The following is a 21,383-nucleotide window of genomic DNA, read 5'->3' as shown; positions in this document are numbered from 1 at the left end:
AAAAATATAAGAAGTTATATTTTAGGCTAAAAATACTTGCTACTAGGGGGGATACTTTTGTCAAAGTATATAATTAGTGGAGGCAACAAAGTAGAAGGTAGGCTGGATATAAGAGGAGCAAAAAACTCTGTATTGCCTATAATGGCTGCCTCTATACTAAATGAATCTGAAAATATAATAAAAAATATTCCAGATATATCAGATGTCCATGTAATGATTGATATATTGAAAAGCATAGGATGTAAAGTTGAATACAATGAGTATACTTTATATATAGATAGTAAAAATGTTAATGTAAACAGTGTTAAAGAAGAGTATATGAAAAAATTAAGATCATCCATTATAGTAATGGGGGCAATGATAGGTAGATTTAACAATATAAGTATAAGCTATCCAGGAGGATGTTCTATAGGGTCTAGACCGATAGATCTTCATTTATATGCTTTGGATAAACTAGGTGTAAAAATAACTGAAGACAGAGGATATATATATTGTAATAGAGAGTATTTGGTAGGAAATACTATAAACCTAACATTTCCAAGTGTAGGTGCTACGGAAAATGCGATGTTGGCAGCCGTAAAAGCAAAGGGAATAACAATAATAAATAACGCTGCAAGAGAACCTGAGATAGAAGACTTGCAAAATTTCTTGAATTTAATGGGAGCAAAAGTAAGTGGAGCAGGAACTAGTTGTATTCAAATTGAGGGTGTAGATAAATTACATTCTGTCGAACATACAATAATTCCTGATAGAATTGCAATAGGAACTTATATGATTGCAAGTGCTATAACTGGAGGGTATTTACAAGTTGATAGAGTTATAAAGAGTCACATCAATCCTATAGTTAGTAGATTAGAAGAAGCAGGATGTAATATTGAGTATAAAGGATATGGCTTAGAGCTTAAAGCTCCTAATAAAATTTTACCTATAGATATAATAAAAACATCACCTCACCCTGGATTTCCTACTGACATGCAATCGCAGATTATGGCTTTGTTGTGCTTAAGTGAAGGTACTAGTATTTTCCATGAATCAATATTTGAAAATCGATTTATGCATTGTGGAGAACTTTCTAAAATGGGAGCAAACATAATAAAAATAACTGAAAATATTTGTATGGTAAAAGGTGTAAATAAACTTGTGGGGGCTAATGTTGAGGCTTCGGATTTAAGAGGAGGAGCATCCTTGATATTGGCAGGGCTAGCGGCGGAAGGAACAACAGCTGTTACTAACATTAGCCATGTAGAACGAGGTTATGAGCATATTGAAAAAACATTGAGAAGCCTAGGTGCAAATATAAATAGAATTTAGTATAAAATAAAGAAATCGAAGTAGTTTCATGTACTATTACGATTTCTTTTTTGTGATTTAGAAAGATTAAATAATCAAATAACAAAGGAGAAGCTGTTGTTATGTAGTATTTTATAATATATAAAATACTAAAGGTGGGTTATTATGAAAAAAAATAAATACAAGTTAAATAAGAGAGGTAAATTTGCTATATATGCTTTTATTTTGCTAGTTATATTATTTATTTATATATGTATAAGTAGTAGCATTTTTGAACTTAAACAAATCAATGTAGATGGAAATATTAAAATAACTAAAAGTGAAATAACTAAAATAGGAAATATTGAAACTGGTAAAAACATTTTTAAATACAATTTAAATGATGTAGAAAAAAGATTATTGGAAAACTCATATATAAAATATGTTAAAGTTAGCAGGAAGTTTCCCGATAAATTAGTTATAACAATTAAAGAAAATAGTGAATATGCAATAATAAAAGAAGGTGCAAGTTATATTTATATAGGTGAAAATGGATTAATTTTATCAGAAAAAAAAGAGATAACAAACAAGTATATTCCATTAATAAGCGGTATAGAAATAAAAAATAAAAAATTAAATGCAAAGGCTAAATTAAATGGAGATAAATCAAATGATATAATTTTAGCTATAGATACATTGAAAAAAAATAATATGTCAAGGAAAATTAAAAGTATAAAAATAAATAAAGATAAAATGTATATGAAAACAGATGATAATATAAATATTACCTTAAAAATAGATGAAGATATCAAATACAATATAAACCGATTAAAGGCTATACTAGTTGATTTAAAATCTAGTAATAAAAAAGGAGGTAATATAGATTTAACATCAAAAGAACGAGCTATATATTCTCCATGATGTAAAATTGATATTAAATTTTATTATAACTTGAAATTTGTAGATTTATAAAAATATACAGAACAAATTATTTTGAAGCTTAGTTTTTGTTTATTAAATTTTGTAAATGAACAAGGAAAATTATGTGTATTTATAAATTCTTGTAAAAAACATGAATAAAAAACTTGAATAATGTAGGTATTTCAAAGTAAAATATATAAGGTGAATATTTAAGATATATGTAATTAATGGTAGTTCGCTTATTATAATAACTGGGTATTATATTTAAAATGACATTATACAATAGAGTACTCTGTATATAAGTAAATTAAAAATTAAATAAAATTAGGATTTAAAAATTTACTTATATAGGAGATATAATAGGAGTTCTTATGTATTATGTAGATATATTGGTATTTGGGACAAGATTATTTAGTAATTTATCAATTATAAGAAGACAGATTGTATCTAATTTATGCAATAAAAAAAGAGGAAAATGAACTTTTTTGTGGAATAAGTTAGTTAAATATTAACAAAATGCTAATATAAAATGATATAATTAATACATAGATTTACTTTGAATATTAAATAAGGAGGTTTGTAGATGCTAAACTTTGACGTAGAAATGGATAACTTTGCAAAAATCAAAGTAATAGGCGTAGGTGGCGGTGGTAACAACGCTGTCAACAGAATGGTTGAAGCACAACTTAAAGGTGTTGAATTTATAGCTGTAAATACTGATAAACAAGCTTTATATACATCTAAAGCTGAGCATAAAATTCAAGTTGGAGAGAAACTTACGAGAGGTCTAGGAGCAGGAGCAAACCCAGAAGTGGGGAAAAAGTCTGCAGAAGAAAGTAAGGATGAAATACTTAAAGTTCTTGAAGGTGCGGATATGGTATTTGTAACTGCAGGAATGGGCGGAGGAACAGGAACAGGAGCTGCACCTGTAGTTGCTCAATTAGCAAAAGAAATGGGTATACTTACAGTAGGAGTAGTAACAAAACCTTTTGCTTTTGAAGGTAAAGTAAGAATGAAAAATGCAGAACAAGGTATAAAAGAGTTAAAGACAAAAGTTGATACTTTAATAACTATACCTAATGATAGATTGCTACAGATAGTTCAAAAGAATACATCTATGTTAGAAGCATTTTCTATAGCAGATGATGTACTAAAACAAGGTATAGAATCTATATCAGATTTAATTGCAGCACCAGGATTAATAAACCTAGACTTTGCTGACGTTCAATCTATAATGAAGGAAAAAGGCTTAGCACATATGGGTATGGGAAGAGCTCAAGGCGAAAATAGAGCTATAGAAGCAGCAAGACAAGCTATACAATCACCATTACTTGAAACGTCTATAAAAGGAGCTAAGGGTGTTTTACTTAACATAACAGGTGGAGCAAACTTAGGATTATTTGAAATAAATGAAGCTTCTACATTAGTTCAAGAATCTTGTGATTCAGAAGCTAATATAATATTTGGAGCTACAATTAAAGAAGACTTAAAAGATGATCTTGTTATAACTGTTATAGCTACAGGGTTTGAAGATGGACAAGATATGGATTTAGATTTAATAAATAGAAATAACTCAATGAATCAAGGACAACCTCAAAGCTTTCAACAAAATAGTTTAAATCATAATCCGGTAAGAGAGTCTCAAAGACCAGTAATGCCAGAGCCAAAACAAGAAGAAGAAACTGTTGTTAAACAAAATACAAGTTCAACATACATAGAAAGTGATGATATGGAGATTCCAACATTCCTAAGAAGAAGAAGATAGTACTATCTTCTTTTTTTTTGCGTTTTTTTGTTTTATTTAAGAAAAAATTTAATTTGGTTCGACTATCAATTATGACATAAAAATCATTAAAGCTAAACTATAATATAGGTAAATGTTTCAAGGAGGGGATGGAGGTGTACGTAGAATATTATGCAATTGAAAACTTATTAGTAAATTATATAATAATAAGTTGCACTGCTATAATTTCGAAAAATAATAGTTCTATGAAGAAAAAATGGACAGGTGCCACAATTGGAATGATATATTCAATTTTATATTTATTTGATGATTTTAATTTATTTTTTTCGATTCCTATGAAAGTACTATTAATCTTAATTGTAACTAAAATAGCATTTAACAATGAATCGTTAAAAGGGTATTTAAGAACTTTGATTATATTTTACTTTGTTAATATTTTTATTGCAGGAAGTTCATTTTTTATTATATATTGTACAGGCCTTACGCATTTAACCATATCTTTTATAATATTAATCTCATATATAAGTGGGGTAGTTTTAAAATATATTTACAATGACATAAAAGAATTGAAGCATATAGCAAGTATGAAAAAAGATATGACCGTATGCGTAAATGAAAAAGAGGTAGATCTCAAGGCTTTAATAGATACAGGAAACTTATTAAAAGATCCTATAAGTAAAAGTGAAGTTGTTATTATAAGTGCTAATAAATTATATGAAATTTTGCCTGAAGAATTCCAAAATCTAGATCTTAAAAATATAAATATAAGTACAATTGATAATGTTATCGATAAAGTTGATAAAAATATATCTTATAGGATTAGGATGATACCTGTAAAGCAGATAAATGACAGTAATTTGGTAATAGGCATAAAATCAGATTACATAAAAGTTGATGGACAAAAAATACCTAATGTAATATTAGGGCTTTCCAATTTTAATGAAGATGGTTATAACGCTATATTAAATCCACAACTATTAATGAGTATATAAAATTTAAGGGGGATAGTTTTATGAAAAATTTTATAAAATTAAAGTCAAAGTTTATAGGTTATTTTTATAAAATATTAAAAAGATTAGGTCTGTTAAATCCAAAGGGGCTATATTATTTGGGAGGCGTAAATATATTGCCTCCACCGCTTTCTACTGAGGAAGAACAAGAACTTTTAAAAAACTTAGAACATGATGAAAGTATAAAATCTATCTTAATTGAAAGAAATTTAAGATTAGTAGTATATATATCTAGAAAATTTGAAAATACAGGAATTGATGTAGAAGATCTTATATCAATAGGAACAATAGGCTTAATAAAAGCTGTAAATACATTTAAGCTAAATAAAAATATAAAGCTAGCTACTTACGCATCTAGATGTATAGAAAATGAAATACTTATGTATTTAAGAAAAAATAATAAAAAGAAAACCGAGGTATCATTTGATGAGCCTCTTAATGTTGATTTAGATGGGAATGAACTTTTATTATCCGATATATTAGGAACAGAAAATGATGAAATATATAAGTTAATAGAAGAGGAGATAGATAAAGATCTTTTAGTTATGGCTCTTGATAGGCTTTCAGATAGAGAAAAACAAATTATGGAATTAAGATTTGGTCTAGCTAGCAAAGGAAATGAAAGAACTCAGAAAGAAGTTGCCACTATGTTAGGTATATCTCAATCATACATATCTAGATTGGAAAAAAAGATAATATCTAGGCTAAAAAAAGAGATGAAAAAATTTGTTTAGATAATAAATAATTACTCTTAAACAGTATAAAAATATACTAGATGTAAATAATTGTATAAGAAATACTTTTTAAGAGAGGACTGAGTTGTAATGCAAATAAATAAAGTTGAAATCTGTGGAGTAAATACCTCTGAGTTACCAGTTCTTAAAAATAATCAAATGACGGAACTCCTTGTAAAAATTAAAAATGGAGACGAAGTAGCTAGACAAGAATTTGTAAGAGGAAATCTAAGATTGGTCCTGAGTGTAATTCAAAAGTTTAACAACAGAGGGGAAAATATTGACGATTTATTTCAAATAGGTTGTATAGGACTTATAAAGGCAATTGATAATTTTGACTTAAGTCAAAATGTAAGATTTTCAACTTATGCAGTCCCTATGATTATAGGAGAGATAAGGAGGTATCTAAGAGATAATAATCCTATAAGGGTGAGTAGGTCCTTAAAAGACATTGCATACAAAGCTCTTCAAGTGAGAGAGAGACTGGTAAGGTCTAATTCTAAGGAACCAACTGTTTCGGAAATAGCTAAAGAGCTTGAACTAGATGTTGAAGATGTAGTAATGGCTTTAGATGCTATTCAAGATCCTATATCATTATTTGATCCGGTATATCAGGACAATGGAGATGCTATATTTGTAATGGACCAAGTTCAAGATAAAAAAGACACAGATGAAAATTGGTTACAAGAAATAGCACTTAAAGAAGCTATAAAAAAATTAAATGGAAGAGAAAGATTGGTTTTAGATTTAAGGTTTTATAAGGGTAGAACTCAGATTGAAGTAGCTGATGAAATTGGTATTTCTCAAGCTCAAGTTTCTAGAATAGAGAAAAATGCTTTGAAAAATATGAGAAAATATATATAAAAAATATGCAAAAGTAATATTACTTTTGCATATTTTTTTGATATGCTCATAACTGTATATTAATTGTAAAAAAATGTAAAATATGGTATAATTCATAATGGATAATATTAGTGAAGAGGGAGAATTGAATGTTAAATTCATCATTATCATATGTAATAATTAGAAGTTTTCCAGAAAGCATTTTTTTAATTTTAGCTGGATACATTTTATTTAACTTAAAAATAGAATTTAGAAGACTTATAAAGAATTCTTTAATTTTTTTAATCTTATTAACTAGTATAAGGATGATGCCTATAAGTTTTGGAATACACACTGTATTTAGTATGTTTATAATAGGTGTGATTTTCTATAAATTTGAAAATCAACAAATTATACAAACTATAATTAATGTTTCTAAAATATATATATGTCTAGCTACAAGTGAGGTTATATATATGCTTGTTGCTGAAAAGATATTAGGTGTATCTACAAAAATGTTAGTTGATAATACAAGTATAAACAGTGCAATATTATCACTTCCATCATTGCTAATATTTATTTTGTTAATTATTGGATTAAATGTAATAACTAAAAAGATAAGTACAAACATATAGGGGTAAACTTATGGATATTATAGAAAAGATTTCATATAATGTTTCGAATAAAATAGGTGAAAAGGCAAAAAAAAGTAAAGATGAAATACAGGTTATGCATTATGGGTTGTTTATTTGGATACACACTATATTGGCTTATATAGCTACAATTTTAGTAGGGATAATAATAGGGAAAACAATAGAAGTATTATTAATTTCTATTGTTGCATCTAGTTTGAAAAAGTTTTCAGGTGGAGTTCATGCAACATCTCCCAATAGATGTTTAATAATAGGCATTATAACAACATTAATTTTTACGTATATTTATGTTTTTCTAAATAAATACTGTGGATATAATTTTATATATATTTTTAGTATAGTGAGTATTGTATCATGTTATTATATTTTTTATAAAAAGGCTCCAGTGGGAACAAAAAATAAGCCTTTAAAGAAGGAAGAAACTAGAAATAGGCTTAGAAAGAAACTATTTAATAGAATTAATGTTTTTATTTTAATAATATTATTACTTTTAATAGTTAGATCAACTGAAATTCTAAATTATGATACAGCTATGTTTGTATATTGTATAGAATTAGGGATTATACTACAAACAATAGCAATAACTAAGCTAGGAGAAACAATCATATTAAAATTAGATTGTTTTCTTAAATAAAAAAATATTTAAGGGGGATTAGCTATGAACTTTTTAGCAAATTTATTCTCAGATTTTGCAATGAACTTAGGAAATGGGGCATCTACAATGTGTGCTATGGTATTCTTTGAACCAGAAATGCCAAAATCTTTAAGAGAAGAGTAATTTTAAATAAACCATAAGGATATATCCTTATGGTTTATTAATTAAAAAGGAATTTAGGAGAAAAGAATGAATGAGTTTGAAAATATAAGGAATAAAAAAGTATTTGAAATATTAGCGATAATAAAAGTTATATATATGCTTTTAGGAATGGTAGCTATGATAAGTTCCTATACAACAATAGAAAGTTATAATTATATGCTATTTTATATATACATAGTTGCAATAATAATACTTTTAATAGTTTACTTTATATGGTTATCAAAGAGACAATATAAATTTATAGATAATACAGCAAAATCCAGGGATAATATAGAGACAATTTTATTAATGCTAATATGTACAGTTATAATAATGTCAACAGGAAAAGAAGAAAGTCCTTATAAATTTCTATATATTTTTATAATTATAATATCTGCAATACAATTTGGAAGGAACTATGCAATGATTGTTTCTATAATTTGTTCTATATTAGTCTGCGGAGTGGATGTGCTATCAATACAATTTGGGGTTCATCTTCAAGAGCCAGCTAAAGAATTAATAACAAACTATTTTCAAATTGATATAGTTATAGTAAGTGCCTTTTTTGTGACGTCATGGATACTCGGAATGTACGTTAATATAGAAAAAGAGCATAGCAAAGAACTTCAAAATCTAGCTAATGTAGATGAACTTACGGGTTTATATAATCATAGATATTTTCAAGAATCATTAGAAACTCTAATGGAGTGTGCTGACAGTGAAAATACATCAATCTCGATGTTATTTATGGATATTGATTATTTTAAAAATTATAATGACATAAATGGTCATCAGGCAGGGGATGTTGTTTTAAAAGATGTAGGTCAGATTTTAAAAGAAAGTGTAAGAGAAAATGATATTGTAGCAAGGTATGGGGGCGAGGAATTTGCTGTAATTCTTCCAAATACTATAGAAGAAGATGCGATAAGAGTTGGGGAAAGGATTAGAATTAATATAGAAAATACATATTTTTATGGGCAAGAAAATCAACCAAATAAAAATATGACGATATCTATAGGCGTTTCATCGTATCCGCTAAGAGCGAGTAACAAGCATCAGTTTATAAACACTGCAGATGATGCTCTTTATAGAGCCAAATCACTTAATAAAAATAGGGTAGAGGTATACTATAGTGTTTTAGAAGAAATTTCAGATCATATATATATAGATGAAGAAACAGCTAATTCATTAAAAAGGCTTATAAATATGATAAATAAAAAAGATAGATATACGTATGGACATACAGAAAGAGTAGTTATATATTTAGGTTGGTTTTCAAATTATCTAAAACTCAATGAAAAGGATAAACTACGTTTAAAACTAGCAGCTTACCTTCATGATATAGGAAAGATTGAAATTCCAGAAGAAGTATTAAATAAAAAAGGAAAGTTAACTGATTTAGAGTATGATATGTTAAAAAAACATCCAGAGTTGGGAGTGGATTTGATAAAGCATGTAAAAGCATTTGAAGAATTGTTGCCAGCTATAAAACATCATCATGAAAGATATGATGGGAGAGGGTATCCAGATAATTTAAAGGGAGAGCAAATCCCGTATCTAGCTAGAATAATATCTATAGCAGATAGTTTTGACGCAATGACATCCCATAGACCCTACAATAATAGGAAAGGGCATGAAGAAGCGATAAAAGAACTTAGAAAATGTGCAGGAAGTCAGTTTGACCCAGAACTAGTTGAAAAATTTATAAGTATGATAGAATTAAAAAAATAATTTAAAATGGCCAGTATGGTCATTTTTTTTTATTCTTGTACATATTTATTTTTAAGAGGAGGTAGATTATAATATGATTAGAATTTCTGATATAATGGATAAAGAAGTAATAAATGTTAAAAATGGTAAAAGAATGGGGTTTATTACAGATATAGAGATGGATACCAATGAAGGAAAAATTTTATCATTCACAATTGAAGGTGATGGAGGTATGAACTTTTTTTCAAGAAATTATGATGGGCAAGTTGTTTTTTGGAATGATATAATAAAAATAGGATGTGATACAATTATAGTAAACCAAGGTCAAGATCATAGTTTAGATGAATTTAATATATAAAAGACATAAGAAAAAAGGAGGGATAGGCTTTGTTATGTCCTTACTGCAATTATAAAGAATCAAAGGTAATAGACTCAAGACATACGGATAGTCAATCTATAAGAAGACGAAGAGAGTGTGAATCTTGTAAAAAGAGATTTACTACATATGAAAAAATAGAGTTAACGCCTATTATGGTTATAAAAAAAGATAATAGTAGAGAATATTTTGATAGAAATAAAATAAAAAATGGGATATTGAAGTCTTCTGAAAAAAGGCCAGTTTCAATAGAACAAGTTGAAGAAATAATACACTACATAGAAAATGAAATAAATAAGACTTACCTATCAGAGATAGAAAGTAAAAAAATAGGTGAGATGGTAATGGATAAATTAAAAGATGTAGATGAAGTAGCATATGTAAGATTCGCATCAGTGTATAGACAATTTAAAGATATAAATACATTTGTTAAAGAGCTGAAAAATATACTAACAGAAAAAAGGTGATTGAGCATGGACAACTATATAAGATTTAAAGAGTTTGATAAAAAATGTGATTTTGTGAACTTAGCATTTTCGAACATAAATATTGATATGGCATCAAAATCCGATAGAGAAAATCTTTGCAAAGAATTAAATATGAATTTTGAAAACTTAACAAATAATAAACAAACTCACTCAGATATAGTAAACATAATAAAAAAAGAAGATATAGGAAAAATAAAAGAAGGGGATGCTTTAGTTACAAATTTGAAAAAAACTCCATTATTAGTTTTTGTTGCAGATTGTGTTCCTGTGGCTATTGTGGATCCTAAGAAGGAAGCTGTAGCACTTTGTCATGCAGGATGGAGAGGTACATATTCAAAAATAACTCAAAAATCTATTGAAAATATGGAAAAGCTGTATGAAACAAACCCTGAAGATTTAGTTTGTGTCTTAGGACCTTCAATTGGACCTTGTTGTTACGAGGTATCTAAAGATTTAATTGAAAAATTTAACACAATTATTACAAATAGAGATGAAAAATTTTATATAATTAAAGAAAACAAGTACTATCTAGATTTATGGAAAGTAAATGAATTGATATTGACAAGTTGTGGTGTGAAAAAAGAAAATATAGTTAATTTAAACATATGCACTAGTTGTAACAGTGATAAATTTCATTCCTATAGAAAACATAATCAAACAACAAAAAGGCTAGGTATGATACTTGAAGTAAAGTAGAGAGGGGCTAACTTAAGATGAAAACGAAAGTGTTAGTTATAGATGATGAGAAGCATATTGTAGAGCTTTTAAAATTTAACCTAGAAACTATGGATTATGAGGTTCATTACTCATACGATGGATTTGATGGATTTATAAAAGCAAAAGAGATAATGCCAGACTTAATATTATTGGATTGGATGCTACCGAATATAAGTGGAATAGACCTTTTAAAGAAAATTAGAAGTGATAAAGATTTAAAGAATATACCTGTAATAATGCTAACTGCTAAAAATGTTGAAAACGACAAGGTAGAAGGGTTAGATTCAGGTGCTGATGATTATATAACAAAGCCATTTAGTGTAAAAGAGTTATTAGCTAGAAGTAATTCTGTTTTAAGAAGATACAATGTTAATAATGACAATAGTGATAAAACAGTGTTAAGTATAGGGAATTTAAAAGTAGACTTACAAAAGCATGAGGTAATTAAAGGCACTGAAAAGATAGATTTAACACTTAAAGAATTTGAACTTTTAAGACTTTTACTAGAAAACAAAGGAAAGGTTTTATCAAGAAACTACTTATTAGATAAAATATGGGGATATGAATACTATGGTGAAACTAGAACAGTAGATGTTCATATAAGATATTTAAGAAAAAAAATAGAAGGAACTAGCGAAGAAGAAAAATATATAGAAACTATTAGAGGAATAGGATATAAAATAGATTAAGGGGCGTTTTAACATGGATAATATAAGCATATACTTTTTAATTGTTTTAATATCAATTATAGTTTCTATAATTTCAATAAGATATGCTATAAACTTAAGAAACTATTTACAGGAATTTATAGCTGTATCAAAGAAAATAAGCAACAAAGAATTCCATGCAAAAATAAACATATCAGCAAAAGGTGAATTAGGTCAACTAGTTGATAATTTTAATGACATGATAGATACAATAGATATTACGATTCAAGAAGTTCAATACAAAAACTTACAATTAAAATCTATTGTAAAAAGTATATCACATGGTATTTTGGCTATTGATATAAATGGAAATGTTTTATTGATAAATGAAGAAGCAAAAAAGATAATAAAAAGTGATGGAAGTGAAGCTGTGGAAGGCAAAAACATCCATCATGTTATAAAAGATTATAAAATATTAAATGAAATTGCTAAGTTTATAGGATCAAAGAAAACTGAAATGAAAGAAATTACCAATGATGAAGAGATAGTATATAATATAAAACTAGATCCTATATACCTTCAAAGTAGCAATAATGTTATTATTGGCTCCATAATAAACATAGAAAATATAACTGAAAGAGTTAAACTAGAAAATATGAGGAGTGATTTTGTTGCCAATGTAACTCATGAACTAAAGACACCTCTTACATCTATAAGTGGGTTTGTAGAAACATTAAGAATCAACGAAAATATAGATAAAAAGATGAGAGATAGATTTTTAGGTATAATTGAAACAGAATCAGATAGACTAAAAAGACTTATAGACGATATATTACTACTTTCGTTTATAGAAAATAAAGATACTATAACATCTGAAAATATAGAGGTATTAAATGTATTTAAAGAAGTTTATGAATTAACTATTAACTCTGCTAATATAAAAAATATTGAATTAAAATACAAATTTGATGATGATAAAATTTTTATAAATTCGAATAGAGATTATATTAAACAAATATTTTTAAATTTAATAGATAATGCTATAAAGTACACTCCAGATGGAGGCTTTGTAGAAACCTATGTATATGAAAGTGATGAAGATATATTTATAAAGGTTTCAGACAATGGGATTGGAATATCTAAAGAGGATAAAGACAGGGTGTTTGAGAGATTTTATAGGGTTGATAAAGCGAGAAGTAGAGACGTAGGTGGCACTGGTCTAGGACTTGCTATAGTAAAACATATAGTTAAATCTTTAAATGGAACTATAAGTGTGAAAAGTGAATTAAATAGAGGAACTGAATTTACAGTTACAATACCAAAAAAAAATTTCCTTAATTAAGGAAATTTTTTTTTTTTTTTGCACAAACTAAATATAGTAAAAATAAAAGGAGGATAACATATGGATGATGCTACATTATTTAGGCGTGCATTTGGGGTAGCTTTAGTTTTAGGTGTTTTATCAAGACTTATAGTATTAAGGCTAGTAAACAAACAACAACCAACTCAACCTCAAGATTATATAGAACAACTTATTTTATCATTTATTGCATCTGCGTTGGGAGCTGTAGCATTCCCAGCTTTATTAGATAAGGAGTTTGCGGCATTAACTTTTTTAGCAGTAGGTATACAACAATTTCAAGAAGTAGCAAGTGAAGAAGAAATAACATTGTCAAATATAGATGATAATGAATTAATTAGCAAAGGAATGACTTATATTCATGATGTGGCTAAAAATTATGAAGTTAGAAACTACCTTAGTATATTTTCATCATTAGGAGGCTCTATAGCTTTTATAATCACATACAATACATTCAAAGTTAATTTTATTATATGTACTTTAGCATCTATTGTATCAACTTTAATTGTGGGATATATATTTAAGAAAATATTATCAAGTAAAAGTTTAGAAGACATTGTAGATGTAGAGGTTGTACCAATAGAATTTGATGGTGCATTATTAAAAGTAGGAGGGGTAGTTTTAACAAATATAGGATTAGAAACATCAAGACAAAGATATATAGAAAAGGGTGTAGGCATTAAAGTTATGCCAAAGGATATGGTATCTGCGGGTATAATAGGAGACCCAGCTCAACAACAAGCTATGCTACATAACGTATATTTACATATGGGGATAGATAGAGATGTTGACGAGCCAGAATTTATACCTATAGCAAGAACAAATCCACAGGATAATTCAGTTAATTTTGGATACATTCCATTAGTTAGAGATGTTGATTTAACAGTAGAGGCTGTAAAAAGTGCCCCTATATTAGATAGTTCAAAAGGAAATAATAATGCATATAGAAAGAAAAATAAGAACAAGTAAAATTAAGGGGTGAGTAAATGAAAAGTATATTTATAATTGGTATAGTTATTGGGATTGTTTCGAGAGTTATAACTTTAAAAACAGATAGGAAACAATACCCAACAGAACCTAATATGTTAGTATCACAACTTGTTTTAGCTATTATAGGATCTGCTTTAGGAGCAATGTTAGTTCCTGCTTTAATACAAAAATCTTATACATCAATTACCTTTTTATCATTGGCAGCTAGCCAATTTAGGCAAGTAAGGCATAGCAAAAGAAAAATCTTAACAGATATGGAAGATTCACTTTTAGTAAAACGAGGTGCTGGATTTATAGAAGAAATAGCTCTTACATATGAAGTAAGAAGTTATACGTGTATACTTACAGCTTTAACTACGTCAGCTGTGTACCATTTATCTAAAACAGAACTTTTTATAGGTGAAGGAGGAAGCATATTCTTAGGTGCTGTATCAGGTATCGGATTAGCTTTAATATTTAAAAAATTATTTGTAAGAGAAAGTATAGGATCCATAGCTGAGGTTATTCCAGCTAAAATATCATTTGATGGACCACTGTTAAAAGTAAATGATGTTGTAATTTCAAATATAGGGTTAGACTCTTCAAAACAAAGGTATTTGGAGCATGGATTAGCGGTAGAAATTATACCTAAAGATGGTAATTATATAAATAGTGGTATAATATTAAGTCCAGGGCAAAGACAAACAATAGCCAATATAGCGTATTCAAGATTAGGGATAATGAGAACTCCTGATGAGCCTGATTTTGTGCCGATTTTGAGAAGAAATCCTAAAAATGAAAGTTTAGTAATGCCATATATACCTATTGAGAAAGATATAAATAAATTTATCTCGGCTGTAAAAGGTACCCCTATAATTGAAACTTCTAGAGGGCATAATTGGGCATTGAAGAGATTTAATATAAAACAATAAAAAGGAGTGTAAAATATGAATGTAGGTATAACTGACGTAACATTAGCTATTATCACTACAAATAAAGAAATGAAATCGGCGAATATCCCTGTTTTTTATGCAGAAGATGAAAAAGAACTTCAAGAAAGAGGCTTAATAATATCTAAAACTATGGGAGGTATGGTTCATGATGTATATCATGGAACTCTAATAGTAGTTAAGCATTAAAGGTACCTTTAAAGGTACCTTTTTATTGACTATTTTAAAGAAAACGTGGTAATATAATGTGATGTACTTATAAAGGAAAAGTGGTGAAATTTATGGAAGTCAATGTAAAAAATACAAATAATATAATCAGTAAAGTATACAAAGATAGCATCGCTTGGGAACTAGGAATAGAAGTTGGAGACTTGTTAATTTCTATAAATGATCAACCCATACATGATATAATAGAATATAGATTCTTGCTAAGTGATGAGTACTTAGAAGTAGAAATAAAAAAGAAAAACAATGAAATATATGTGTATGAAATAGAAAAAGATTATGATGAAGATTTAGGAATTGAATTTACGAATCCTATAATAGATAAAGCTAAAAGTTGTAGAAATAAATGTGTATTTTGCTTTATAGATCAATTACCAAAAGGTATGAGAGAAACACTTTATTTTAAAGATGATGATTCAAGATTGTCATTTTTACAAGGAAACTTTGTCACTTTAACAAATATGAGTGAGGAAGATATAGATAATATAATTAGATATAGAATAAGCCCTATTAATATATCTGTGCACACTACAAATCCAGAACTTAGACAAAAAATGATTAAAAATAAGTTTGCTGGAAGGCTTTATGAAATAATGCAAAGATTAGCTGATGCTCAGATACAAATGAATTGTCAGATTGTTTTATGTCCAGGATACAATGACAAAGCAGAATTGGAAAGAACTGTATCTGATTTAACAAAACTATATCCATATGTAAATAGTGCAGCGGCAGTTCCGGTAGGAATAACTAAACACAGAGAACATCTACCAAACTTAGAGATATTTAATGAACAAACTGCTGGAGAAACTATAGAGTTAGTTCATGAATTACAAGAAAAATATCTAAATGAATTAGGAACAAGATTTATATTCCTATCAGACGAGTTTTATATAATGGCAAATAAAAAATTATTAGATTATGATGAGTATGAAGGCTTTATACAATTCGAAAATGGAGTAGGTATGATAAGTAAGTTAGAAAGAGAAATTCATGACTATCTACAAACTATTTCGTATGAAAAAATAAATTCTAAAAAGAAAATTTCTATAGCTACGGGACACTCTGCATATGAATTTATAAAAAATATGGCGAGTTGTATAATGAATAAATGCCCAGGAGTAGAGATAGAGGTTTACAAGATAGTAAATAACTTCTTCGGAGAAACCATAACTGTATCGGGGCTTATAACAGCGACAGATATAATAAATCAGTTAAAGGACAAGGACTTAGGACAAACTTTATATATACCAAGAAGTATGTTAAAAGCAGATGAAGAAATATTTTTAGATAACATTACACTAGAAGAATTACAAAATACTATGAATATTGAAGTTGTACCTTGCTTAAATGAAGGTAAAGACTTTGTTGATAAGATTTTGAAATAGAGAGGGAGGTTATTATGAACGATAATAGACCGGTAGTTGCAGTAGTTGGAAGACCTAATGTTGGGAAATCAACTTTATTTAATAAGTTAGCAGGAAAAAGAATATCAATAGTTGAAGATACTCCAGGAGTAACAAGAGATAGAATATTTACAGAGGTAGAATGGTTAAACAAATATTTTACACTTGTAGATACTGGAGGTATAGAACCAAATAGTGATGATATAATATTATCTCAAATGAGAAATCAAGCTATGCTTGCTATGGATATGGCTCACGTTATAATGTTTGTTGTTGATGGTAAAGCAGGTCTTACAGCGGCAGATAAAGAAGTAGCACAAATGCTTAGAAAAACTAACACACCTGTAATATTAGTAGTAAATAAAATAGATAGTCAGAGTCAATTTGATAATGTATATGATTTTTATGAGTTAGGATTAGGGGTTCCATTTGCAATATCTAGTGCAAATAGTATGGGGCTTGGAGACTTACTTGACGAAGTCGTAGCCAACTTCCCAGAAGGATTAGATACAGAATATGACGAAGATATAATAAGAGTTGCTATAACAGGTAAACCTAATGCAGGAAAATCTTCTATATTAAATAATATGCTAGGAGAAGATAGAGTTATAGTAAGTCCTATAGCTGGAACAACTAGAGATGCTATAGATACGTATTTAGAAAAAGGAGATAATAAATTCCTTTTAATCGATACAGCAGGACTTAGAAGAAAAAGTAAGATATATGAAAATGTAGAAAAATACAGTGTAATAAGAGCCATGAGTGCAGTAGATAGAGCGGATGTAGTTCTTATTGTAATAGATGCAGAGCAAGGTGTAACAGAGCAAGATACAAAAGTAGCAGGTATTGCACATGATGAAGGTAAGGCTTGTTTATTTGTAATAAATAAATGGGACTTAATAGAAAAAAATGATAAAACTATGAGTATATACACAAAAACTATAAGAGAGAAATTCCCGTTCATGTCGTATGCACCTATAGTATTCGTATCTGCGAAAACAAACCAAAGAATGAACAAAATATTAGAAACAGTAACTTATATAGCTGAAGAACATGCTAAGAGAGTTCCAACATCTACATTAAATGATGTAATAGGGGAAGCTGTACTTCTTAATCAACCACCTTCAGATAAAGGTAAGAGACTTAAGATATACTATGGATCTCAAACTGGAACACAACCACCTAAATTTACATTATTTATAAACGATAAGCAACTTACTCATTTCTCATACCAAAGATATCTTGAAAATAAGATAAGAGAAAACTTTGGGTTTGAAGGTACACCTGTATGGTTTGACTATAGAGAAAAAAGAAAATAGGTATTAGGGGGGAAGAAATGATTAATTACCTAATTATTATTTTAGTATCGTACTTTATAGGAAGTATATCGACATCATATATAATAGCAAAAAGAATGATGGGTGTGGATATAAGAACCCAAGGTTCAGGAAATGCAGGATCTACAAATGTACTTAGAACATTAGGAAAAAAAGCTGGAATAATGACATTTGTAGGAGATTTGTTAAAAGGTGTAATAGCTGTATTAATAGCAAAGGTAATATCCACTATAGCCCACACAGATGTAGCTACAGCATCTTACATAGCAGTTGTATTTGTTGTAATAGGTCATAACTGGCCTATATATCTAGGATTTAGGGGTGGAAAAGGAGTAGCTACTTCTTTAGGAGCTATGATAGCTGTAAACCCTGTTATAGCTTTGAGTTGTTTTGCATTTTTCATATTAATTGTATACGTGACAAAATATGTTTCCTTAGGGTCAGTACTTAGTATATGTACATCTCCTATAATAATGTTTTTTATAGGAAATTACAAAGGATTAGCAGTTGCCTTGTTTCTATCAGCATCAGTAATATTTAAACATAGAGAGAATATCAAACGATTATTAAATGGAACAGAAAGAAAAATAGGAGAAAAAAAATAATACTTTAAGTATACTTAGGTGGTGTTTGTATGGAAAAAATTTGTGTATTAGGAGCTGGAAGTTGGGGGACAGCATTAGCATTAGTAGTAGCTAAAAAAGGCTATGATGTATCTATGTGGACTTTAAACGAAGATCAATGCAGTTTAATTAATGAAACTAGAGAAAATAGAGATTATCTTCCAGGTGTAAACATACCAGCAAATATTAAAGTTACAACAAATATAGAAGAATCAGTAACAGATAGCTCAATGATAGTTTTAGCGGTACCTTCTCAAGCTATAAGAAGTATTTGTAAGCAAATTAAGCCATTTGTAAAAAGCAATCAAATATTAATCGATGTTGCAAAAGGTTTAGAGAAAGGAACTGGGTTAAGACTTTCTGAGGTATGTGAACAAGAAATACCAGAATGTGAATATGTTGTTCTTTCTGGACCATCACATGCAGAAGAAGTTTCAAGAGATATACCTACAACTGTAGTTGTAGCATCTGAAAATTTAAGTACTGCTGAAAAAGTCCAGGATACATTTATGAGCCCTAAATTTAGAGTATATACAAATCCTGATGTTGTTGGAGTTGAATTAGGTGGAGCATTGAAAAATATAATCGCATTTGGAGCAGGTATATGTGATGGATTAGGATATGGAGATAATGCTAAAGCTGCTCTAATGACAAGAGGAATACGTGAAATAGGTAGACTAGGGATTGCTATGGGAGCTGAATCGCCTACTTTTTCTGGATTGTCAGGAATAGGTGATTTAATTGTTACATGCACGAGTATGCATAGTAGAAATAGAAGAGCTGGAATACTTATAGGACAAGGAAAAAGTTTAGAAGAAACTTTAAAAGAAGTTAAAATGGTAGTAGAAGGAATAACGGCTACGGAAGTTGCCTATGATGTATCAAAAAAATTAAATATAGAAATGCCTATAACTAATGCTATTTACTCAGTTCTTCACAATGGATCTAACCCAGATGAAGTCGTAGATGAGTTAATGATGAGAAACAAAACACATGAAGTTGAAGAGGTAGTAAAAGAAAACTAGATTATTAAATCTAGTTTTTTTTTATTTTTGTAATATTAACCTGCAGATTAAAATATACTTTATTAAGAATTTGTATGCAGGAGGGTTATAGATGAATAATATATATGAGGACATAGCAAGAAGAACTCAAGGGGATATATATGTAGGTGTAGTTGGACCTGTTAGAACAGGTAAATCTACATTTATAAGAAAATTCATGGAATTATTAGTTTTACCTAATATAGAAAATGAATTTAAAAGAGAAAGAACACAAGATGAAATACCTCAAAGTGGTTCAGGAAAAACAATTATGACTGTTGAGCCAAAATTTGTTCCCGCTGATGGTGTAGAAATAAAGATTAGAGAAAATGTTTCAATGAAAGTTAGAATGGTTGATTGCGTTGGGTACATAGTTGATGGAGTTTTAGGTCATGAAGAGGATGGTAAACAAAGATTAGTATCTACACCATGGTCTAATGAAGCTATGACCTTTGAAAAGGCAGCTGAAATAGGTACAAAAAAAGTTATAAGAGATCATTCTACAATAGGAATAGTTATGACTACAGATGGAAGCATAACGGAAATAGATAGAAAATCATACTCTATACCTGAAGAAAGAGTAATAAATGAATTAAAAGAACTTAAGAAACCATTTGTAATAGTATTGAACACGCTAGATCCATATGCTGAGTCAACTTTAGAATTAAAAAGAGAATTAGAAGAAAAATATGATAAGCCTGTAATACCATTAAATGTCTTGGCTATGGATGAAGAGGATGTGGAAGAAGTTATGGAAAATGTACTATATGATTTCCCTATAAATGAAATAAATATAAATTTCCCTAAATGGATAGAAGGATTAGAAAAGAATCACTGGATAAAAAATAATATAATATGTGCTATAAAAGATAGTATAGACGAAGTTGGAGTTATAAGAGATGTAAATTCTATAATAGATGGATTTGAAAATTTGGATTTCTTAGATGAAACTCAAGTTGATAATGTAGAATTAGGAGAAGGTATAGTAAGTATAAATTTAGGAACTAAAAAGGATTTATTCTATAATGTTTTAGAAGAAAAAAGTGGATTTAAAATAGATGGAGAATATGAATTATTAAATCTAGTAACTAGATTATCGAAAGTTAACACAGAATATGAAAAGGTAGAACAAGCGCTAACTGATGTAAGAGAGAAAGGATATGGTTTAGTAGCACCTACTATAGATGAACTTACTTTGGATGTACCTGAAATAGTTAAGCAAGGTAAACAGTATGGGGTTAGATTAAGAGCGAAAGCTGGATCTATTCATATGATCAAAGCTGATATATCTACAGAAATTTCTCCAGGAGTAGGAACAGAGCAACAAGGTAAAGAAATGTTAGAAAGCTTACTAAAAGGTTTCGAAGAAAATCCAAATGAAATATGGGAATATAATATGTTTGGAAAATCATTGCATGACTTAGTAAAAGATCAATTGCAAAGTAAGTTGTATATGATGCCAGATGATGTAAGAATTAAGATACAAAGAACTTTACAAAAAATAATAAATGATGGTTGTTCAAATATAATAACTATTATTTTATAAAATTAAAAGGTGCATACAAAGGTATGCACCTTTTAATTTT

The 21,383-nt window shown here is 28.5% G+C and carries 24 protein-coding genes; all 24 read left to right on the top strand.

Going from position 1 to position 21,383, the window contains the following annotated elements; all coding sequences use genetic code 11:
* Positions 1-57: 57 nt before the first annotated feature.
* The 24 genes from murA to spoIVA all read left to right on the top strand — a co-directional run bounded on the left by murA (position 58) and on the right by spoIVA (position 21,343).
* Positions 58-1,311 carry a UDP-N-acetylglucosamine 1-carboxyvinyltransferase gene (gene murA, locus VN21_RS15840; protein WP_046824110.1) on the top strand — a complete coding sequence of 418 codons (1,254 nt, stop codon included), beginning with the start codon at positions 58-60 and terminating at the stop codon, positions 1,309-1,311.
* A 144-nt stretch (positions 1,312-1,455) separates the two neighbouring features.
* Positions 1,456-2,190 carry a cell division protein FtsQ/DivIB gene (locus VN21_RS15835; protein WP_046824109.1) on the top strand — a complete coding sequence of 245 codons (735 nt, stop codon included), beginning with the start codon at positions 1,456-1,458 and terminating at the stop codon, positions 2,188-2,190.
* Between the two features lie 347 nt (positions 2,191-2,537).
* Positions 2,538-2,669 carry a DUF1290 domain-containing protein gene (locus tag VN21_RS18470; protein WP_226896726.1) on the top strand — a complete coding sequence of 44 codons (132 nt, stop codon included), beginning with the start codon at positions 2,538-2,540 and terminating at the stop codon, positions 2,667-2,669.
* 104 nt (positions 2,670-2,773) lie between these two features.
* Entirely contained in the window at positions 2,774-3,955 is a 1,182-nt protein-coding gene (ftsZ, locus tag VN21_RS15825) for a cell division protein FtsZ (RefSeq protein WP_046824108.1), read from the top strand.
* Positions 3,956-4,089: 134 nt separating this feature from the next.
* A complete protein-coding gene (locus tag VN21_RS15820; protein WP_052952118.1) occupies positions 4,090-4,926 on the top strand; it encodes a sigma-E processing peptidase SpoIIGA in 837 nt (278 codons plus the stop codon).
* 20 nt (positions 4,927-4,946) lie between these two features.
* Positions 4,947-5,678, top strand: a complete 732-nt coding sequence (gene sigE, locus VN21_RS15815) for an RNA polymerase sporulation sigma factor SigE (RefSeq protein WP_046824106.1) — start codon at positions 4,947-4,949, stop codon at positions 5,676-5,678.
* A gap of 90 nt (positions 5,679-5,768) precedes the next feature.
* On the top strand, positions 5,769-6,542 hold the full coding sequence (gene sigG / locus VN21_RS15810) for an RNA polymerase sporulation sigma factor SigG (protein WP_046824105.1): 774 nt from the start codon (positions 5,769-5,771) through the stop codon (positions 6,540-6,542).
* Positions 6,543-6,670: 128 nt separating this feature from the next.
* Complete coding sequence (locus VN21_RS15805; RefSeq protein ID WP_046824104.1) at positions 6,671-7,135, top strand: hypothetical protein; 465 nt, start codon at positions 6,671-6,673, stop codon at positions 7,133-7,135.
* A gap of 10 nt (positions 7,136-7,145) precedes the next feature.
* A complete protein-coding gene (locus VN21_RS15800; protein ID WP_046824103.1) occupies positions 7,146-7,787 on the top strand; it encodes an accessory gene regulator ArgB-like protein in 642 nt (213 codons plus the stop codon).
* 24 nt (positions 7,788-7,811) lie between these two features.
* On the top strand, positions 7,812-7,931 hold the full coding sequence (locus VN21_RS18310; protein ID WP_084822231.1) for a cyclic lactone autoinducer peptide: 120 nt from the start codon (positions 7,812-7,814) through the stop codon (positions 7,929-7,931).
* Between the two features lie 66 nt (positions 7,932-7,997).
* Entirely contained in the window at positions 7,998-9,680 is a 1,683-nt protein-coding gene (locus VN21_RS15795) for a bifunctional diguanylate cyclase/phosphohydrolase (protein WP_046824102.1), read from the top strand.
* A 73-nt stretch (positions 9,681-9,753) separates the two neighbouring features.
* Positions 9,754-10,017 carry a YlmC/YmxH family sporulation protein gene (locus tag VN21_RS15790; protein ID WP_021430001.1) on the top strand — a complete coding sequence of 88 codons (264 nt, stop codon included), beginning with the start codon at positions 9,754-9,756 and terminating at the stop codon, positions 10,015-10,017.
* 29 nt (positions 10,018-10,046) lie between these two features.
* Positions 10,047-10,502: a transcriptional regulator NrdR gene (gene nrdR / locus VN21_RS15785; RefSeq protein WP_046824101.1), complete on the top strand. Its 456-nt coding sequence runs from the start codon at positions 10,047-10,049 to the stop codon at positions 10,500-10,502.
* A gap of 6 nt (positions 10,503-10,508) precedes the next feature.
* Positions 10,509-11,219 carry a peptidoglycan editing factor PgeF gene (pgeF, locus tag VN21_RS15780; protein WP_046824100.1) on the top strand — a complete coding sequence of 237 codons (711 nt, stop codon included), beginning with the start codon at positions 10,509-10,511 and terminating at the stop codon, positions 11,217-11,219.
* Between the two features lie 17 nt (positions 11,220-11,236).
* Positions 11,237-11,929: a winged helix-turn-helix domain-containing protein gene (locus VN21_RS15775; RefSeq protein ID WP_046824099.1), complete on the top strand. Its 693-nt coding sequence runs from the start codon at positions 11,237-11,239 to the stop codon at positions 11,927-11,929.
* A 13-nt stretch (positions 11,930-11,942) separates the two neighbouring features.
* Positions 11,943-13,229, top strand: coding sequence for a HAMP domain-containing sensor histidine kinase (locus tag VN21_RS15770; protein ID WP_046824098.1), 1,287 nt, complete (start codon positions 11,943-11,945; stop codon positions 13,227-13,229).
* Positions 13,230-13,289: 60 nt separating this feature from the next.
* Positions 13,290-14,216, top strand: a complete 927-nt coding sequence (locus VN21_RS15765; RefSeq protein ID WP_046824097.1) for a YIEGIA domain-containing protein — start codon at positions 13,290-13,292, stop codon at positions 14,214-14,216.
* Positions 14,217-14,233: 17 nt separating this feature from the next.
* Complete coding sequence (locus VN21_RS15760) at positions 14,234-15,148, top strand: YIEGIA domain-containing protein (RefSeq protein ID WP_046824096.1); 915 nt, start codon at positions 14,234-14,236, stop codon at positions 15,146-15,148.
* Between the two features lie 15 nt (positions 15,149-15,163).
* A complete protein-coding gene (locus VN21_RS15755; protein ID WP_021429980.1) occupies positions 15,164-15,355 on the top strand; it encodes a capping complex subunit for YIEGIA in 192 nt (63 codons plus the stop codon).
* A gap of 92 nt (positions 15,356-15,447) precedes the next feature.
* Positions 15,448-16,776, top strand: a complete 1,329-nt coding sequence (locus VN21_RS15750; RefSeq protein ID WP_084822230.1) for a DUF512 domain-containing protein — start codon at positions 15,448-15,450, stop codon at positions 16,774-16,776.
* A gap of 14 nt (positions 16,777-16,790) precedes the next feature.
* On the top strand, positions 16,791-18,113 hold the full coding sequence (gene der / locus VN21_RS15745; RefSeq protein WP_046824094.1) for a ribosome biogenesis GTPase Der: 1,323 nt from the start codon (positions 16,791-16,793) through the stop codon (positions 18,111-18,113).
* A gap of 17 nt (positions 18,114-18,130) precedes the next feature.
* Positions 18,131-18,736 carry a glycerol-3-phosphate 1-O-acyltransferase PlsY gene (gene plsY, locus VN21_RS15740; RefSeq protein WP_046824093.1) on the top strand — a complete coding sequence of 202 codons (606 nt, stop codon included), beginning with the start codon at positions 18,131-18,133 and terminating at the stop codon, positions 18,734-18,736.
* 29 nt (positions 18,737-18,765) lie between these two features.
* Positions 18,766-19,779, top strand: a complete 1,014-nt coding sequence (locus VN21_RS15735; RefSeq protein WP_046824092.1) for an NAD(P)H-dependent glycerol-3-phosphate dehydrogenase — start codon at positions 18,766-18,768, stop codon at positions 19,777-19,779.
* A gap of 91 nt (positions 19,780-19,870) precedes the next feature.
* Positions 19,871-21,343: a stage IV sporulation protein A gene (gene spoIVA / locus VN21_RS15730; protein ID WP_046824091.1), complete on the top strand. Its 1,473-nt coding sequence runs from the start codon at positions 19,871-19,873 to the stop codon at positions 21,341-21,343.
* Positions 21,344-21,383: the final 40 nt, after the last annotated feature.

This window comes from Paraclostridium benzoelyticum, from assembly GCF_001006285.1.
Classification (GTDB): Bacteria; Bacillota; Clostridia; order Peptostreptococcales; family Peptostreptococcaceae; genus Paraclostridium; species Paraclostridium benzoelyticum.
The sequence above is the reverse complement of the archived record's forward strand: the minus strand, read 5'-3'. Positions and strand labels throughout refer to the sequence as shown.

Excerpts from the sequence above, each read along its gene's own strand:
- VN21_RS15835 (WP_046824109.1), top strand. The coding sequence starts at position 1,456 with ATGAAAAAAAATAAATACAAGTTAAATAAGAGAGGTAAATTTGCTATA.
- ftsZ (WP_046824108.1), top strand. The coding sequence starts at position 2,774 with ATGCTAAACTTTGACGTAGAAATGGATAACTTTGCAAAAATCAAAGTA.
- sigE (WP_046824106.1), top strand. The coding sequence starts at position 4,947 with ATGAAAAATTTTATAAAATTAAAGTCAAAGTTTATAGGTTATTTTTAT.
- sigG (WP_046824105.1), top strand. The coding sequence starts at position 5,769 with ATGCAAATAAATAAAGTTGAAATCTGTGGAGTAAATACCTCTGAGTTA.
- VN21_RS15805 (WP_046824104.1), top strand. The coding sequence starts at position 6,671 with ATGTTAAATTCATCATTATCATATGTAATAATTAGAAGTTTTCCAGAA.
- VN21_RS15800 (WP_046824103.1), top strand. The coding sequence starts at position 7,146 with ATGGATATTATAGAAAAGATTTCATATAATGTTTCGAATAAAATAGGT.
- VN21_RS18310 (WP_084822231.1), top strand. The coding sequence starts at position 7,812 with ATGAACTTTTTAGCAAATTTATTCTCAGATTTTGCAATGAACTTAGGA.
- VN21_RS15795 (WP_046824102.1), top strand. The coding sequence starts at position 7,998 with ATGAATGAGTTTGAAAATATAAGGAATAAAAAAGTATTTGAAATATTA.
- VN21_RS15790 (WP_021430001.1), top strand. The coding sequence starts at position 9,754 with ATGATTAGAATTTCTGATATAATGGATAAAGAAGTAATAAATGTTAAA.
- pgeF (WP_046824100.1), top strand. The coding sequence starts at position 10,509 with ATGGACAACTATATAAGATTTAAAGAGTTTGATAAAAAATGTGATTTT.
- VN21_RS15775 (WP_046824099.1), top strand. The coding sequence starts at position 11,237 with ATGAAAACGAAAGTGTTAGTTATAGATGATGAGAAGCATATTGTAGAG.
- VN21_RS15770 (WP_046824098.1), top strand. The coding sequence starts at position 11,943 with ATGGATAATATAAGCATATACTTTTTAATTGTTTTAATATCAATTATA.
- VN21_RS15765 (WP_046824097.1), top strand. The coding sequence starts at position 13,290 with ATGGATGATGCTACATTATTTAGGCGTGCATTTGGGGTAGCTTTAGTT.
- VN21_RS15760 (WP_046824096.1), top strand. The coding sequence starts at position 14,234 with ATGAAAAGTATATTTATAATTGGTATAGTTATTGGGATTGTTTCGAGA.
- VN21_RS15755 (WP_021429980.1), top strand. The coding sequence starts at position 15,164 with ATGAATGTAGGTATAACTGACGTAACATTAGCTATTATCACTACAAAT.
- VN21_RS15750 (WP_084822230.1), top strand. The coding sequence starts at position 15,448 with ATGGAAGTCAATGTAAAAAATACAAATAATATAATCAGTAAAGTATAC.
- der (WP_046824094.1), top strand. The coding sequence starts at position 16,791 with ATGAACGATAATAGACCGGTAGTTGCAGTAGTTGGAAGACCTAATGTT.
- plsY (WP_046824093.1), top strand. The coding sequence starts at position 18,131 with ATGATTAATTACCTAATTATTATTTTAGTATCGTACTTTATAGGAAGT.
- VN21_RS15735 (WP_046824092.1), top strand. The coding sequence starts at position 18,766 with ATGGAAAAAATTTGTGTATTAGGAGCTGGAAGTTGGGGGACAGCATTA.
- spoIVA (WP_046824091.1), top strand. The coding sequence starts at position 19,871 with ATGAATAATATATATGAGGACATAGCAAGAAGAACTCAAGGGGATATA.